Source organism: Rahnella sp. CFA14(1/10), from assembly GCF_004195095.1.
In the GTDB taxonomy this organism is placed as follows: domain Bacteria; phylum Pseudomonadota; class Gammaproteobacteria; order Enterobacterales; family Enterobacteriaceae; genus Rahnella; species Rahnella perminowiae.
Map to the genome: position 1 here is coordinate 259,915 of NZ_SEWS01000002.1, position 15,448 is coordinate 275,362.

At 55.2% G+C, this 15,448-nt stretch carries 14 protein-coding genes; 7 read left to right on the forward strand and 7 right to left on the reverse strand.

Annotation, left to right across the window (positions count from 1 at the left end; translation table 11 throughout):
• Nucleotides 1-19: 19 nt before the first annotated feature.
• The 4 genes from EVX52_RS04875 to argH are packed head-to-tail and all read right to left on the reverse strand — an operon-like array spanning nt 20 to nt 3,976.
• A complete protein-coding gene (locus tag EVX52_RS04875; protein ID WP_129990730.1) occupies nt 20-841 on the reverse strand; it encodes an ABC transporter substrate-binding protein in 822 nt (273 codons plus the stop codon).
• Nucleotides 842-879: 38 nt separating this feature from the next.
• Complete coding sequence (locus tag EVX52_RS04880) at nt 880-1,644, reverse strand: amino acid ABC transporter ATP-binding protein (RefSeq protein WP_129951259.1); 765 nt, start codon at nt 1,642-1,644, stop codon at nt 880-882.
• 13 nt (nt 1,645-1,657) lie between these two features.
• Nucleotides 1,658-2,530, reverse strand: a complete 873-nt coding sequence (locus tag EVX52_RS04885) for an amino acid ABC transporter permease (RefSeq protein WP_129951258.1) — start codon at nt 2,528-2,530, stop codon at nt 1,658-1,660.
• Nucleotides 2,531-2,548: 18 nt separating this feature from the next.
• The gene (gene argH, locus EVX52_RS04890; protein ID WP_129990731.1) at nt 2,549-3,976 is read right to left on the reverse strand and encodes an argininosuccinate lyase; all 1,428 of its coding nucleotides are present in this window, start codon (nt 3,974-3,976) and stop codon (nt 2,549-2,551) included.
• A 187-nt stretch (nt 3,977-4,163) separates the two neighbouring features.
• Here argH and EVX52_RS04895 point away from each other — a divergent pair, with 187 nt between their 5' ends.
• The 7 genes from EVX52_RS04895 to EVX52_RS04925 all read left to right on the forward strand — a co-directional run bounded on the left by EVX52_RS04895 (nt 4,164) and on the right by EVX52_RS04925 (nt 11,454).
• Nucleotides 4,164-5,144: a LysR family transcriptional regulator gene (locus EVX52_RS04895; RefSeq protein WP_129990732.1), complete on the forward strand. Its 981-nt coding sequence runs from the start codon at nt 4,164-4,166 to the stop codon at nt 5,142-5,144.
• Between the two features lie 274 nt (nt 5,145-5,418).
• Complete coding sequence (locus tag EVX52_RS04900) at nt 5,419-6,426, forward strand: ABC transporter substrate-binding protein (RefSeq protein WP_129990733.1); 1,008 nt, start codon at nt 5,419-5,421, stop codon at nt 6,424-6,426.
• Nucleotides 6,423-7,232, forward strand: a complete 810-nt coding sequence (locus tag EVX52_RS04905; protein ID WP_129951254.1) for an ABC transporter permease — start codon at nt 6,423-6,425, stop codon at nt 7,230-7,232. The genes EVX52_RS04900 and EVX52_RS04905 overlap by 4 nt, the downstream gene beginning before the upstream one ends.
• Complete coding sequence (locus tag EVX52_RS04910) at nt 7,232-8,002, forward strand: ABC transporter ATP-binding protein (RefSeq protein WP_129990734.1); 771 nt, start codon at nt 7,232-7,234, stop codon at nt 8,000-8,002. The genes EVX52_RS04905 and EVX52_RS04910 overlap by 1 nt, the downstream gene beginning before the upstream one ends.
• Before the next feature lie 16 nt (nt 8,003-8,018).
• A complete protein-coding gene (gene hisD / locus EVX52_RS04915; protein WP_129951252.1) occupies nt 8,019-9,359 on the forward strand; it encodes a histidinol dehydrogenase in 1,341 nt (446 codons plus the stop codon).
• Nucleotides 9,360-9,361: 2 nt separating this feature from the next.
• A complete protein-coding gene (locus EVX52_RS04920) occupies nt 9,362-10,687 on the forward strand; it encodes a hypothetical protein (RefSeq protein WP_129990909.1) in 1,326 nt (441 codons plus the stop codon).
• Entirely contained in the window at nt 10,684-11,454 is a 771-nt protein-coding gene (locus EVX52_RS04925; protein WP_129990735.1) for an SDR family NAD(P)-dependent oxidoreductase, read from the forward strand. The genes EVX52_RS04920 and EVX52_RS04925 overlap by 4 nt, the downstream gene beginning before the upstream one ends.
• A gap of 347 nt (nt 11,455-11,801) precedes the next feature.
• Here the strand turns inward: EVX52_RS04925 and EVX52_RS04930 are convergent, their stop codons facing one another.
• The 3 genes from EVX52_RS04930 to hisC all read right to left on the reverse strand — a co-directional run bounded on the left by EVX52_RS04930 (nt 11,802) and on the right by hisC (nt 15,286).
• Nucleotides 11,802-12,899 carry an iron-containing alcohol dehydrogenase family protein gene (locus tag EVX52_RS04930; protein ID WP_129990736.1) on the reverse strand — a complete coding sequence of 366 codons (1,098 nt, stop codon included), beginning with the start codon at nt 12,897-12,899 and terminating at the stop codon, nt 11,802-11,804.
• 75 nt (nt 12,900-12,974) lie between these two features.
• On the reverse strand, nt 12,975-14,147 hold the full coding sequence (locus EVX52_RS04935; protein WP_205952624.1) for an alpha-hydroxy acid oxidase: 1,173 nt from the start codon (nt 14,145-14,147) through the stop codon (nt 12,975-12,977).
• A complete protein-coding gene (gene hisC / locus EVX52_RS04940; protein ID WP_129990738.1) occupies nt 14,120-15,286 on the reverse strand; it encodes a histidinol-phosphate transaminase in 1,167 nt (388 codons plus the stop codon). Before hisC ends, EVX52_RS04935 begins: the two co-directional genes overlap by 28 nt.
• Nucleotides 15,287-15,448: the final 162 nt, after the last annotated feature.

The window sequence follows — 15,448 nt, forward strand, 5'->3', positions numbered from 1 at the left end:
GTCAGTCCGTCGCCTGAGGTTATTTGCCTTTGTTAATGGTCACTTCTTTGATTGCGCCATCCTGCAGGCCCCATTTGGTGAGGATTTTCAGATAAGTGCCGTCAGCGATCATGTCAGTCAGCGCACCTTTCACCGCATCAATCAGCGGCTGATCGTCTTTGCTGATCCCCATGCCGGTCACCTGATAGGCAAAGGCTTTACCCAGTGGTTTATAAGTGTCTTTTTCCAGGTTCATGATGTACGGCAGGGTTTCGCTGCCCTGCACCACGCCTTCAATGCGCCCCTGGCGCAGCTGGGTACGTGCATCCGCCGTGCCTTCCGCACCAATCACCACAATGGCGGGTTTGCCTGCCGGAACACAGTTGGCTTCGCTCCATGCAGCGATTTCAGCCGGGAATGTGGTACGGCGGCTGGTGCCGACTTTTTTGCCACACAAGTCCAGCATGGTATTGATTTCTTTGTGCGCGACGGTGGTATAGAACTGCGGTCCGCTGTTGTAGTAATCAACAAAGGTCGCGATATCCTGACGCGGTTTGGTGTCGGTCATGCCGGATAAGATCATATCGACACGTTTAGTGGCGACGGCGTTAACCATTTGTTCGAAGCCGATTTCCTGCCAGCTGATTTTGCGGTTCAGGCGTTTGCCGATTTCCGTGCCCAGATCGTAATCCATACCGGTCAGATTACCGGTCGCGGGATCTTTGAATTCCAGCGGCGGATAGTTCGGCATCATCGCCACTTTGATTTCGTCTTTTTGCTTCAGCTCCGCCGCACCGGCACCGGAAACAACGCCGTTCAGCAGGACGCCGGAGGTAATGAGGGACAACAATGTTTTTTTCATAAAGGCATTCCCATAGTCAAAAGTTAACGTCAAAAAGGTCAGATCAGGACGGCAGAAATAAAGTTCTGCGTCCGTGGATTTTGCGGGTTGAGCAAAATATCTTCCGGATTACCGCTTTCTATAATTCCGCCTTCGTCCATAAAGACCACGCGGTTTGCCACTTCCCGCGCGAAACCTAATTCATGCGTGACCACAATCATGGTCATGCCCTCTGCCGCCAGGCCGCGCATCACCGCCAGCACCTCGCCGACCATCTCAGGATCGAGCGCCGAGGTCGGTTCATCGAACAGCATCACTTTGGGTTTCATCGCCAGCGCCCGGGCAATCGCCACGCGTTGTTGCTGGCCGCCGGAAAGTTCCAGCGGATAAGCATCGCGTTTATGCGCCAGCCCGACACGTTCGAGCAGCGCCATCGCTTCCCGTGTGGCCTCTTTCACTGGACGCAGCAGCACCTGACACGGCCCTTCAATGATATTTTCCAGCGCGGTTTTATCCGGGAACAGATTGAAACGCTGGAACACCATGCCGGTTTTCAGCCTCTGACGGGCAATCTGCCGGTCGTTAAGCGGGTACAGCTTTTTGCCGTCCATGCGGTAACCGACCAGTTCGTCATCGACCCACACCCCGCCGCTGTCGATGCGTTCGAGCTGATTGATGCAGCGCAAAAATGTGCTTTTCCCTGAACCGGAAGGGCCAATGATGCACATCACTTCACCGTGTTTAACTTCAAGATTGATGTTTTTCAGCGCCTGAAACTGATCAAAGTACTTATTAACATTGACGGCTTTGATAATGCTTTTCATGGTCGGGCTCCTGTCAGTGGCGGGTGCGGCGGCGGGTGCCACGGCCAAAATAACGCTCAAGACGGTTCTGCCCGAGCGACAGCACAGTCACCACCACCAGATACCAGATGCCTGCCACAAACAGCAGTTCCATTACCCGCGCATTGGCGAAGTAAATGGTCTGTGCGTTATAGAGCACTTCGGAATACTGGATCATGCTGGCAAGACTGGTGGTTTTGACCATGCTGATAAATTCGTTACCGATGGGCGGGATTATCACCCGCATTGCCTGCGGCAAAATAATCCGCCGCAGTGCATGCAGGCGGGTCATACCGATGGATTTCGCGGCCTCATACTGCCCGAGATCGACCGAAATCAGCCCGGCACGCACCACTTCCGAGGTGTACGCGCCCTGATTAATGCTCAGGCCGAGCAGTGCGGCGGCGAACGGCGTCATGATGTCAACGGTCTGAAGGCTGAATACGCCGGGAATGGCGATGGTCGGAAAAATCAGTGCCAGGTTAAACCACAGCAGCAATTGTAAAATCAGCGGTGTGCCGCGGAAAATCCACGTATACCCCATTGCCACGCTGCGCAGCACCGGGTTTTGTGACATGCGCATGACGGCAATAATCACGCCGAACACGATCCCCAGTGCCATCGCCAGCACCGACATGACAATGGTATTGCCCAGACCAAAAAGAATGGCTTTGGCGGTGAGAAACTGTGCCACGTACTGCCATTCGATTTTGCCATGCGCAAAGGCGTTCACCAGCAACGCCAGCAGCAGCAGGATCACTGCCGAGGCAAAAATCCGGCCGTAATAACGCTGGGGTACAGCGTGATATTCACTGAGATCAATCTCTGCGCTTTTCGCACTTTCTGACGTTTTAGTGTAAAGGGTCATCAGGCTTCTCCCGCACGATTATAAAGACAGGCCAGCGTAACCATTGACCCAGTTTGCCTGCGCCTCGAGACGGGTTTTCAGCCGCGCAATCTGCTCTGCTACCCGTACCGGCGCCGTGCCACCCTTACCGCTGCGGGCGTTGATCGCCGCTTCCAGTGTCAGGCATTCACGCACATCAGCACTCAGGCGGGCATCAACCGCCAGTAACTGCGCATCACTGACTTCGTGCAGCGCCAGATTGTATTGCTCGCACACCTGCACCAGTTTGCCGGTGATTTCGTGGGCTTCCTTGAACGGCACACCACGACGCGAGAGCCAGTCGGCCACTTCCGTCGCCAGCGTAAAACCTTCCGGAGCCTGTTCACGCAAACGCTCGACATTGACGGTCATGGTGTCGATCATGCCCGCCATCGCAGGCAGCACTAACAGCAACTGCTCAACGGTATCCATCGCATTACGTTTGTCTTCGACAAGGTCACGGTTATAGGAGAGCGGCAGGCCTTTCAGGGTGCTCAGCATGGCAGTAACGTTGCCAATCAGCCGGCCACTTTTACCGCGTGTCAGTTCAGCAATATCCGGATTTTTCTTCTGCGGCATGATGGAACTGCCGGTGGCGTAGCCGTCATCGAGCTCAACCCAGCGGAACTGGCGCGAGGCCCACAGGCACACTTCTTCACTGATGCGGGAAAGATTGACGCTCAGCATACTGCCTGCAAACAGGAATTCTGCGACATGATCACGGCTGGCCACGGCATCAATTGAGTTCTCGCAGGCACCGTCGTAACCGAGATCTTTGGCGGAAAGTTCAGGATGCAGGGCAATGGCTGAACCGGCCATCGCCGCCGCGCCCAGCGGCGACAGTGCACAACGTTTATCCCAGTCCTGGAAACGTTCAACGTCACGGCAAAATGACTGTGCATGCGCCATCAGCTGATGCCCGAATACAATCGGCTGTGCCTGCTGAAGATGGGTAAAACCCGGTGCCAGCGTATGAATATGCTGTTCCGCCTGCTTCACCAGCGCGGTCTGAAGTCCGAGCAGAGCCGCCACAATCTTGCGGGCGTTATCGCGCAGGTAGAGACGTAAATCGTTAGCGGTCTGATCATTACGTGAGCGCCCTGCCCGCAATTTGCCGCCGAGTTCGCCAAGCCGCCCGGTCAGGCTGCGCTCGATAAACGTATGCACGTCTTCATCCGCCTGAATCGGCGCAAGAATGCCGGCACGGAAATCCTTCGCCAGTTGTTTAATCGCATCGACCATCAGAACCGTTTCGTTTTCATCAAGCAAACCGGCCCGGTTTAATTCATAAGCATGGGCGCGGCAACCTTCCAGATCATATTCAGCGAGGGAAAAATAATATTCCGGGCTGCGCGATAACGCGCTTAAGGTGGCAGCTGGACCGTGTTTAAAACGGGCTCCCCAAAGCAGTTCTGGCTGTTGTGACATATTTTTTCCTTGTATGGCATAAATGTTGCAAAGCTGGTTCGGGCAGCATGTCTGGCGGTGAGTGAAATTAACTTCCTTCCGGCCACATGACAAAGGGCACTGAACAATCCGGGCTTGCAAAGTAATAACGAGTGAGGCTAGGTGAATTTGATATTGTAGATTTTAAAGGCGGGGGTAAATATTAATTATGGAAAGTCCACTTTCCAAATCAGGAAACACATCACCCGCAAAAAGTGATATTAATCAGCACAACCTTGGCGTCGCCGATTTAAAGCTTTTGCGCGTCTTTAAAACCGTGGTAGAAGCCGGTGGCTTTACCGCAGCATGCAACGAACTGAATATTGGACTCGCGGCGATCAGCAAACAAATCTCTGATCTCGAAATCCGTTTTGGCATGAAACTTTGTACCCGGGGGCGCGAAGGATTTTATTTAACCGAACACGGTAAAGTGGCTTATCAGGCATGCCTGGATTTATTTTCATCCATTAATCAGTTTCGCGACAAACTCAATCACGCCCGTCACGAGCTGTTCGGCGAGCTGAATATTGGTATTATCGACAACACCATCACCGACCCGCAATCACCGGTAATCAGTGCATTAGGCGAGATTTATCGCCAGGCTCCGAAGGTCAGTATACGCCTGCACGCCACCCAGCTGGACGAGATTGAACGCGGGATTATCGACGGACGTTTCACCTGCGGTATTATGCCGGTCTATCAGGAAAAACCCGAGTTTGATTATTACTTTCTCTATCACGAAATGGCCTACCTTTATTGCGGCAATAAACACCCGCTGTTCAGTGTTCCTGCCAGTGAAATAAAAGAGTCGCAGATCAAATCATCACAAATGGTGAATCATTTCTATGCTAATCACAGCAAGAAAAATATCTTTTCGGATGTCACTTCCTCGCATGCTATTGCGGTACAAGTCGAAGCCGTTACCATGTTACTGATGACGGGGAATTATCTCGGATTTCTGCCGGAACATTATGCCAGTGCCTTTATGGGAGGACAAAAACTTCGCGCACTGATGCCGGATAATATTGAGATTGCCACACCGTTCAGTCTGGTACTGAAAAAAGGTGCACCTTTTAATTCTGTAATGACTTTATTCTCCAATGCACTTAAACAGGCATTAATCCCCGTTCCTGAAGCCAGAGCCAGCTGAAACCCTGTGCGCTATTAGGGCACAATCGCTTTTCCTGCACCCTGAGAGAGCAAAGAAAGTCATGTTGTGGTGCACATTATCACTTTTAATTATAAATTCGTTTACCTTCTTCTCATCAATTATCTAAAAATGTATAACATCAATGCCCTGCATGATTTCCTTCCGCGATTTCAACTGTGGCGTGGTAATTGCTTTATCAGCTTGTCTATACAGGGTTGCACATTAGGATTTTTATTAGCCGTTTTTTTCTCTTCCCACACCAAGCGAGGAAATTATGTCACCTTCTCAGACCTTTACGGGTTTTTTCAAAAACAAACTGGCACTGGCCTGCTGCCTTAGTGCCCTCGGCACATTCAGTCTGAGCGCCTCCGCTGCTGCACCCGAAGCGGGCACCTTCAAAATGGGCATTGAGCCCTGGCTGGGTTACGGCCAGTGGCATGTCGCGCAAAGTCAGGGCATTTTTAAACAGCAGGGGCTGGAAAAGGTCGATATCGTTAACTTCGCCGAAGATAAAGACATCAACGCCGCTTTAGCCAGCGGCCAGATTGACGGTGCAAATATTGCCACACATACCGCAATGGCGATGGTGTCCGCCGGTTTACCCATAAAAGTCGTGCTGTTGCTGGATCAAAGTGAAACCGCTGACGCCCTGCTGGTCGGCAAAGACATCACTACCCTTAAGGATCTGAAAGGCAAACAGATAGCCTTTGAAGAAGGCACGACCAGCGATATTTTACTGCACAGTGCGGTGAATGCCGCAGGTCTGAAATGGAGTGATATCACACCAGTGCCGATGCCAGCCGATTCAGCGGGCAGCGCGCTGATCGCTAAACGTGTGACTGCCGCCGTGACTTACGAACCCTATATTTCTGCCGCGAAAAAGCAGGACCCGTCACTGAAAATGCTCTACAGCGGCTCTTCCGATCCCGGACTGATTGGCGATGTGCTGGTGGTGCGTGATTCGGTGCTGAAAGAAAAACCGGGGCAAATCGCCGCCCTGATTAAAAGCTGGGACGCCGCCCTCACCCACTATCAGGCCAATACCACGGCGGATCGTGCCATCATCGCCAAAGCGGTTGGCGCAACACCGGCTGATCTGGAAACCGCGTTTGACGGCGTGAAATATTACTCGCTGGCGGAAAACAAACAGGTACTCAGCCATTCCTTCTCCGGCCAGACCTTTGCGCACGTGCTCAAAGCCGCCACGGCCGCCGGGCTTATTCCAAAACCGGTGACGGCTGCGCAAGTGATTGACGCCAGCTTCGTGAACAGCCTGCCATGAGTTCACGTCGTAAACCGCTCAATCTGATGGTGATTGGCCGCCTGCCGTCGCGCAAATTGTTCGTCGGCATCGCCGTGGCGCTGTTCGTGGTCCTGTTTCTTGCCTGGGGACTGGCAACCCGCAGCGGCGCGATCCCGCCGATTTTCCTGCCCAAACTGACCGATGTCTGGCTGAAGATGGTCAGTCTGGCGCAGGACGGCACGCTGTGGAGCGACATTAAAAGCAGCCTGTACCGCATCAGTATTGCCTTCGCAATCTCCTCGGTGATGTCGATTGTGATTGGTGTGCTGGCGGGCTGCTACGGCTTCTTCAAAGCGCTGACCGAACCGCTGGTGGATTTCATCCGTTATATGCCGGTGGTGGCGTTTGTACCGCTGACCATTCTGTGGACCGGCACTGACGATGTACAAAAATTCCTGATTATCTGGATCGGCACCTTCTTCCAGCAGGTTCTGATGGTGATTGACGCCGTGAAACGGGTACCCGGCGATTTTGTCGGTTTAGGCCGCACGTTAGGCATGCCGGATCGCAAAATCCTGTTCCGTATCGTGTTACCGGGCGCACTGCCGGGCATCTGGGATGCCCTGCGCATCAGTCTTGGCTGGGCGTGGACGTGGCTGGTGCTGGCCGAACTGGTGGCATCCACTTCGGGCCTCGGTTACCGCATCGTGGTGTCGCAACGTTTCTTCCAGACTGACACCATCATCGGTTACATCCTGCTGCTGGGTATTCTGGGTTTAATCAGCGATCAGATCATGCGTGCACTGGAGCGCGTTCTGTTCCGCTACAACAAGAGGCGTGCCTGATGTCGGTGTTAACCATTTCCCATCTGCACAAAAGTTTTCAGGTTGGCAGGCAAACGCGCGAGGTATTGCACGACATCAGCCTGACGCTGGCAGACAACGAATTTGTTTCGGTGGTCGGTACGTCCGGCTGCGGTAAAAGTACGTTGTTGTCAATTGCGGCCGGGCTTGAAGATTACGACAGCGGCGACGTTCAGGTGGACGGCAAAACCATTCGCGGCGCGGGCATTGACCGTGGCGTGGTGTTTCAGTCATACACCCTGCTGCCCTGGCTGACGGCGCGCCAAAACATTGAGTTTGCGCTGAAAGCCGCCGGATTCAACCGCGCACAATGTCGTGAAAAGGCCAGTGAGCATCTCGAACTGGTGCAACTGACATCGTTTGCTGATGCCTGGCCAGCGGAGCTTTCCGGCGGCATGAAACAGCGCGTCGCCATCGCCCGTGCACTGTCTTACCGCCCTAAAATCTTGCTGATGGATGAACCCTTTGGCGCGCTGGATGCCATGACCCGCCACCAGATGCAGGAATTACTGACCGGCATCTGGGAACAGCACCGGCTGACCGTCATGTTCGTCACACACGATATTGAAGAAGCGGTGTATCTGTCTGACCGTATTGTGGTGATGGGCCCCGGCACGATTGCGGCGACTTACAACGTGCCGCTACCCCGTCCGCGTCGTGAGGAACTGACCGCCAGCCCTGAATTCACCGACCTGCAACGCCAGGTTCTGCATACTATCCGCAGCGGCCATCCCCGCGCTGCACTGGCCTGATAACCGGAGATTGACCATGTCTGCACCTTTTCAAGCCGTGACTTTTCATGATCTGAGTGGTTCTTCCGAACTGCCAGCGGAGTTGTTCAAACGTACAGAAGCCGATTTATCCTTTTTCACCGAGCGCGTCGCGCCGATCATTGAAGCGGTGCGTACCGAAGGTGATGCCGCCCTGCGCCGTTTTGCCCGCGATTTCGACGGCGTTAGCGTGCCGCATATGAGCATTCTGGCGGAAGACACGGAATTCGAAACGGCATTCGAACGCCTCGATCCGCAGGTGGTGGAATCGATCCGCTTCGCCGTCGAAAACGTCCGTGCGTTCCATGAAGCACAAAAACCGGAAGATATGTGGATGAAAGAAATCCGCCCGGGCGCGTTTGCCGGTGACCGGCATGTGCCGATCGATTCCGTCGCCTGTTACGTGCCACGCGGTAAAGGCTCATTCCCGAGCGTATTACTGATGACCACCATTCCGGCGGTGGTGGCAGGCGTAAAACGCGCCATTGTCATTACCCCGCCGGGGCCGGATGGTAAAGTCGATGACGCCACGCTGGTGGCCGCACGTCTGGTTGGCATCACCGAAGTGTACAAATGCGGCGGCGCACAGGGCGTGGCAGCCGTGGCGTTCGGTACTGAAACCGTGCCGAAATGCCTGAAAATTGTCGGCCCCGGCAGCCCGTGGGTGGTGGCGGCCAAACGTCAGCTTTCCGGTCTTATCGACCCCGGTGTTCCGGCCGGTCCGAGCGAAAGTCTGATCCTCGCTGATGACAGTGTGGACGGCGCGCTGGCGGCGCTGGATCTGATTATCGAGTCTGAACATGGCCCGGATTCTTCGGCGTATCTGGTCACCAGCAGCCGTCGGGTCGCGGAACAGGCCATCGCCGCACTGCCCGGTTACTGGGCACAGCTCGACGAAAAACGGGCCGGATTCTCCCAGGCCGTATTGTGCGGAACGCATGGCGGCGTAGTGCTGACCGAAGATTTCGCTGCCGCCGTTGAATTTGTTAATCAGTACGCGCCGGAGCATCTGGAAATTCTGGCCGAGGAACCGATGGCTGTCATGGGCAAAATCCGTAATGCCGGTGAAATACTGCTCGGTAATTACACGCCGATCACGCTGGGCAATTTCGTTCTCGGACCGAATGCGGTTCTGCCGACTAACGGTGCCGCCAAAACTGTCGGACCTTTGTCTGTATTCGATTACATGAAACGGATCTCCGTAGGCTACGTCACCCGCGAAGGCTATCAGCCACTGGCCGATAAAGCGCACGCCTTTGCGTTGTATGAGGGATTCCCCGGCCACGCGCTGGCGGTATCGGCATTACGCACTGAGATCCTCAACAAAAAAGGCCAGTAATGATGAGCAATATGACGGGCAGTGAACCGCTGGCCGCGCAGGCGCGTCAGTTAGTGCAGGCGGGAGAATGGCAGCAGGCGGCGGACGTTTTGCGCCAGCTTATCGGCGAAGTGACCGGCGTGGCAGCCGGTCAGCTAACCATCAACCGCGATCAGTACAGCCTCAACTCCCTCAACGGCACCGTGACCCTTGATGATGGCCGCGCCCTGTTCTTCAAATATCACAATGAAGAAGGGGAAGATAAAACCATTGAGGAGTATTACAACGCGGAACTGTTGCGTGAAAGCGGCTTTCGGGTAGACGTGCCGGTGTATGCCTGCGGCGAGCCGGGACGGCAGATCCTGATGTACACCCTGCGTCATGACCGGCGCATGGCAGACATCTGCCGCGATATCGAACAACAACAGGCGTGGGATCAGGAAGCAGAAATTGAAGAAGCGCAGCGTCGCGCCGACCGCGATATTCTGACTCACACCCTGCCGACGCTGAAGCCCGGCCTGGTCAGTGCGGTGGCGGCCGAACCTGTCCATCAGTTGTTCTATCACCGTCTGATTTCTCCGGAAAACCCGGAAATCACTGCCGGTTTGGGTGGCCGTGTGGCCCGTTTTTACGTCGGTAAAACTTTCCGTCTGGAAGATGAAGAACTGGAATGGCAGACACTGAGCAACCTGCGCTGGGTGATCAACGGCGTGACCTATCAGCACAGCCTGCGGCAATTATTCACTGAAGCCGGGATCCGCCTGGCACCGGCAGCGCTGGCCGGCCACGGTGTGATTACCGCGCACGGTGATGCGCATAATGCGAATGTCTGGTACGACACTTCGGAGGAAATTCCGCAACTGGTCAGCTTCGACCCGGCGTTTGCCGGTCGCAATATTCCGGCGCTGCTGGCGGAAATAAAAGCCACCTTCCACAACATTTTTGCCCATCCGTTATGGTTGTATGAGCCTTCCCGTTGCGGCGAACTTTACAAAGTAACCGTCATGAGACGGGGTGACACATTATATGTCGATCATAACTGGCAGTTAACCCCGCTGCGCGCCGCATTTTTACGCGATAAAGGTGAGGAATACTGGCAGCCGTTACTGGCGCAACTCGCCCGCCGCGGCTGGCTGCCGCCCCACTGGCAGCGGATTTTCCGGCTCGCCATGTTCTGCTGCCCGACGCTGGTCCTTGATTTACGCGCCGGGGGGTTCAGCGGCCATACACAGACCAGTTCCGCCCTCGGGCTGGCGATGGCAATGATGCTCGGGAGCGAACCGGTTGAAGACACTGATGAATTCAGCGACTGGCTGGCGGGGATCAGCCCGGCGGAGCAACCATTATGATATCTCCTTTCTCCCTGCAACGTTTCTCGCTGCAAGGCAGGCGGGTGCTGATCACCGGCAGTTCACGCGGCATCGGTCAGGCACTGGCTGTTGGCATGGCACAGGCGGGGGCCCGCGTGACGGTCAGCGGACGCGATATCACCACCCTGAATACCGTTTGTGAGCAGATCCGCCGGCAAGGCGGTGATGCCACACCGCTGGTGCTGGATGTCACAAAACCCGCCACCTTTGCCGACGCTTTCGCCTCCCTGTCCGCGCCACCGGATGTGCTGGTTAATAATGCCGGTACCGAACAATTATGTCCCTCAATGGAGGTTGACGAAGTGCTATGGGATACCATTCTGACCACTAATCTCAAAGGCGCATTTTTCTGTGCCCAGGCCGCTGCGCGTCTGATGGCTGAAAACGGCGGCGGCAGCATTCTGAACTTGTGTTCCCTGACCAGCCAGGTCGGGGTGCCCGGCGCGGCTGCCTACGGTGCATCGAAATCGGCCATGGTTGGCCTGACACATACTCTGGCGACAGAATGGGCCGCCAGAAACATCCGCGTGAACGGCATCGGGCCGGGATATTTCAAAACAGATCTCACCGCTGAGTTTTATGATAACGCCAGCTGGTGCCAGCAGATGCAGGCAAAAATCCCGCTGGGAAGATTTGGTGAACTGGATGATTTGATCGGCGCAGCCGTGTTTCTGAGCAGTCCGGCAGCGGCCTATATCACCGGGCAGGTGTTGTATGTGGACGGGGGATACCTGGCGGGGATCTGATGTCAGACCGGACATCGAAGCGGTTTCTCACTTGCCGTGAGGGCTTTTTCGCTTGCAGCGTAGTGCAGGATTGAGACAATTTCGGTTTTTCAATAACAGTTATCACACAGCCTCTCATGCCTAAACCGACCAAAGAGGGCTATGACGGGCCCTCTTTGGAATCTCCACGTCTTAAACTGCGTGCTCCGCTCGCTGACAATGTTTCAGGTATCACAGCTATAGCCGCAAAATCCCGCCGCTGCGCGGTTCCCTACGTTCGGGTTACAACCCGCGTAAAAAGATACGCGGTTTTTCACCTCTCCGTCGGCGTGATTTTGGAACCGGCCGCAGCCTTCTACTTCACAACCTCACCTCTCTTGGTAAACCCGATCCGCCATTTTCTCTACCCGCGAAATCGCCGCATACAACGTCTCTGCCGTCACCTGCCCCGGCATATTCTCCATATCTGGCGCGTGCAGTGATGCCTGCACAATACTTTCCAGCTCATCCTCATTGAGATCTGCTATCTCACTCAGACGCAGCGGCACCGCGCAGGCCTGAGCAAGTTTGATCGCTTCCAGCAATTCCTCATTGCTGCGGTTTTCCAGCGCCAGCAGACACAGGTTGCCGAAACCGACCAGCAGGCCGTGGCCAAATTCGCGGGTTTTATCACACACCGTAAAACCTTCATAGATGGCGTGGGAAGCAGCGGCGTGCGCCCCGCTGCTCATCAGCGATGTCAGGCCCGCAAACATGAAAATGGCATCAAGCACCTGATCAAGTTCGGCGTTCGGTTTACCGGCACGGACCGCGTCGCAGGCCGCAGGGCCGTAAGATGCGATCAGGTCATAGCAGATCCGGCTGTTGGCACTGGAAGAACGTGCGACGCCGCTCAGCTGACCGTGATGAGTGCTGATGGCGCGAAATTCATACCATTTCGCCAGCGTGTCCCCAAGTCCAGCCGCCAGCCAGCGCAAAGGTGAAGCGGCCAGAATTTCGCTGTCGATAATCACTGCAGCCGGTGCCTGTGACAGCGGGAATAAATCCCGGAAATGACCGTCGTCGTGATAACGGATGGTCAGCGGTGTGACGGCCGCGCAGGTCGCAGCAATCGTTGGGATCGTGACGACCGGCACGTTAGTTTCTGCGCCAACCGCTTTACAGGTATCAAGAGATTTACCGCCGCCCACGGCAATCACAATATCGGCTTTTTTATCTTTAACGATTTTCGCCAGACGGCTGATATGACGCTCGCTGCTTTCACCGCCGAACCATTCACTGCCGGCAAGTTCCACGGCAGAACCTTCCAGCTGATGACGGATTTTATCCCCCACGACGGCCAGTGACTGATGCCCGCCAATCACCAGCGCACGCGTGCCCAGCAGTGCGCAAATGTCACCAAGCTGAGAGATAACGCCGGGCCCGCGCAGAATTTGTGCCGGGAAGATAATATTCTGTGCCTGCATAACTGCCTCTTCGTAATGTTGTGTTTGACGGATCGGATGAAAATGCTCAAAGGATCTTTCTGTTCATTCAACTGCTTATGGCTGAAGACGTAACAAATGCGGCCCCAGCTGGCTGACCGACGTGCAACCAAGCTGCGCGATTGTGCGGTCAACTTCCTGCAAAATAATCTCCAGTGCCCGTTGCGCACCCGCCTCACCGGCTGCGGCGACGCCATACAGCATCGGTCTGCCGAGCAGGACCGCATCCGCACCGAGCGCCAGTGCTTTAACGACATCAGTGCCACGACGAAAGCCACTGTCAATAAGGATCGTCGCCTGCGAACCGCACAGTGTGCGGATGTCCGGCAGCACTTCAAGCGCACTCACCGAGCCGTCAAGCTGACGTCCGCCGTGGTTTGACAACACAATGCCATCGGCTCCGCTCGCAAAAGCAAGTTGTGCATCTTCCGGCGACAGGATCCCTTTGATCAACAAGGCGCCCTGCCACTGACTGCGGATCCAGCGCAGAGTTTCCCAGCTGAGACGGGTATCCATCTGCGCCGAGAAGTAGCTCGCCCCACCCGCCCCGCGTTGCTTATCCGCCGGAACATAGGGTTTGAGATTGCCGAACCCGGGCATTCCCGCCGGTTTTAAGGTTCGCCATACCCAACCCGGATGCAGCGCAACATCAAGCATGCTCCAAAGCGATAGCTTCATTGGCCGCCGGTAATTACGCTTATCTTTTTCACGGTTACCGAAATGCACCGCATCAACCGAGACCACCAGCGTGGTGCAACCGGCCGCTTTCGCGCGCGCCAAAAGTCCGGCAGTGACGGCACGGTCTTTGAGCACATACAACTGAAACCAATGCTGCGGCAGGTTTTCTGCCGCGATTTCTTCAACCGATGCAGTTGAAACGGTGCTCTGGATATAACCGATACCCGCATGTTTCGCTGTACGGGCCAGCATGGCATCCGCACCGAAACGCAACATGCCGTTATAGCCGGTCGGCGCAATCAGCAACGGCGCTGAAAGGCGCTGTCCGCACACCGTGACGGATAAATCGCGCTGGCTGGAATCGTTCAGCACCGGCGGAATAAAGCGCCAGCGCCCGAAAATCTCCCGGTTGTCTTTCAGCGTTTGTTCATCATCCGCCCCGCCTTCGACATAGCTGAATGCAAAACGGGGCAATGCGCATTTCGCCTGCCGGCGCAAATCGTCAATGTTCAGCGCAACACGTTTCACGCTGCCCCCTCCGCCAGGATACATTTCAGGCTGTCGATAAACTGACGGTTATCCTGTTCATTACCGATGGACACGCGGATCCAGTTTTCATAACCGGTTTCCCGCCAGGGTTTGATAATTACACCGAAACTAAGCAAGCGTTGTGCCAGTTCTGTGGCCGGGCGGCCGCAATCAAAGAAGAGGAAGTTGGCATACGATGAGGCGACGTTAAAACCAAGCGAGGTAAGTTCTGTCGCAACGCGTCCGCGCTGCGTGCTGACCAGCGCAATGCTCTCGCGGACATGATCTTTATCCCGCAATGCCGCCACGGCAGCGATCTGCGCCGAACGGTTGATGTTGAAAGGCGTACGCACTCTGTCCAGCAGGTTAACCAGTTCAGGATGACTGGCTAAACCATACCCCACCCGCAACCCGGCCAGCCCGTACGCTTTCGAGAAAGTCCGCAGCACGATCCACGGTCGTGGCTGGTCAGCCAGTACGCGCAGACTATCAGGGTATTCAGGATCGGTTTCGCAATATTCGAAATAGGCTTCGTCAATCACCAGCACACAATCCGCTGGCGCGGCATTAATGATACGGGCGAATCCTTCCCGGTTGAGCATGCAGCCCACCGGATTGGAAGGGTTGCTGAAAATCAACATCTTCGCCGGTCCGGACAGCGCGTTTTCCCAGGCTTCGATATCAAATTCCTGCTGTGCATTAACACCCACCATGGTGACATCGGCACCCATCATGCGCGGGAAGATTTCATGTAAACCAAACGAGGGGATCAGCGTGACCACGCGGTCGCCGGGGCTAAGAAACGCCAGCGCCAGCATATGCAGAATGTCTTCCGAACCGTTGCCGATAACAATATTTCCGGCTGCCACCCCGGTATCTGCTGCCAGCGCATCACGCAGCGCCATGCTTGATGCATCAGAATAAATCGCACTGAAACAGGCGTCCGCTTCTAATGCGGCCCTCGCCAGCGGACTGGCACCCAACGGATTTTCATTACTGGCCAGTTTGGCAACATGCGTCACGCCATATTTTTTTTGCACAGCCTCTGCCGCAAGCCCGGCGTTATAAGCGCTCAGCGACCGTGCTGCGGGCCTTGCCAGTTTTTCCAGGAGCTGTTGCTGTTTTTCAAATACCGAATCAGAAACTGCCAGATCTGAAGCCATTATTCACCTCACGCTGCTAAGTTGCTCCCGAGTATGCCGTAAATCAGCGGTGTTTTACGCCTCTTTTTGCAGCATTTTCCGAATACTTTAGAAACAAAACGGGCAACGGCCTGCGCCGCTGCCCGTGAGTATTGTTCAATTTAATTTCCTGACGTATTAATC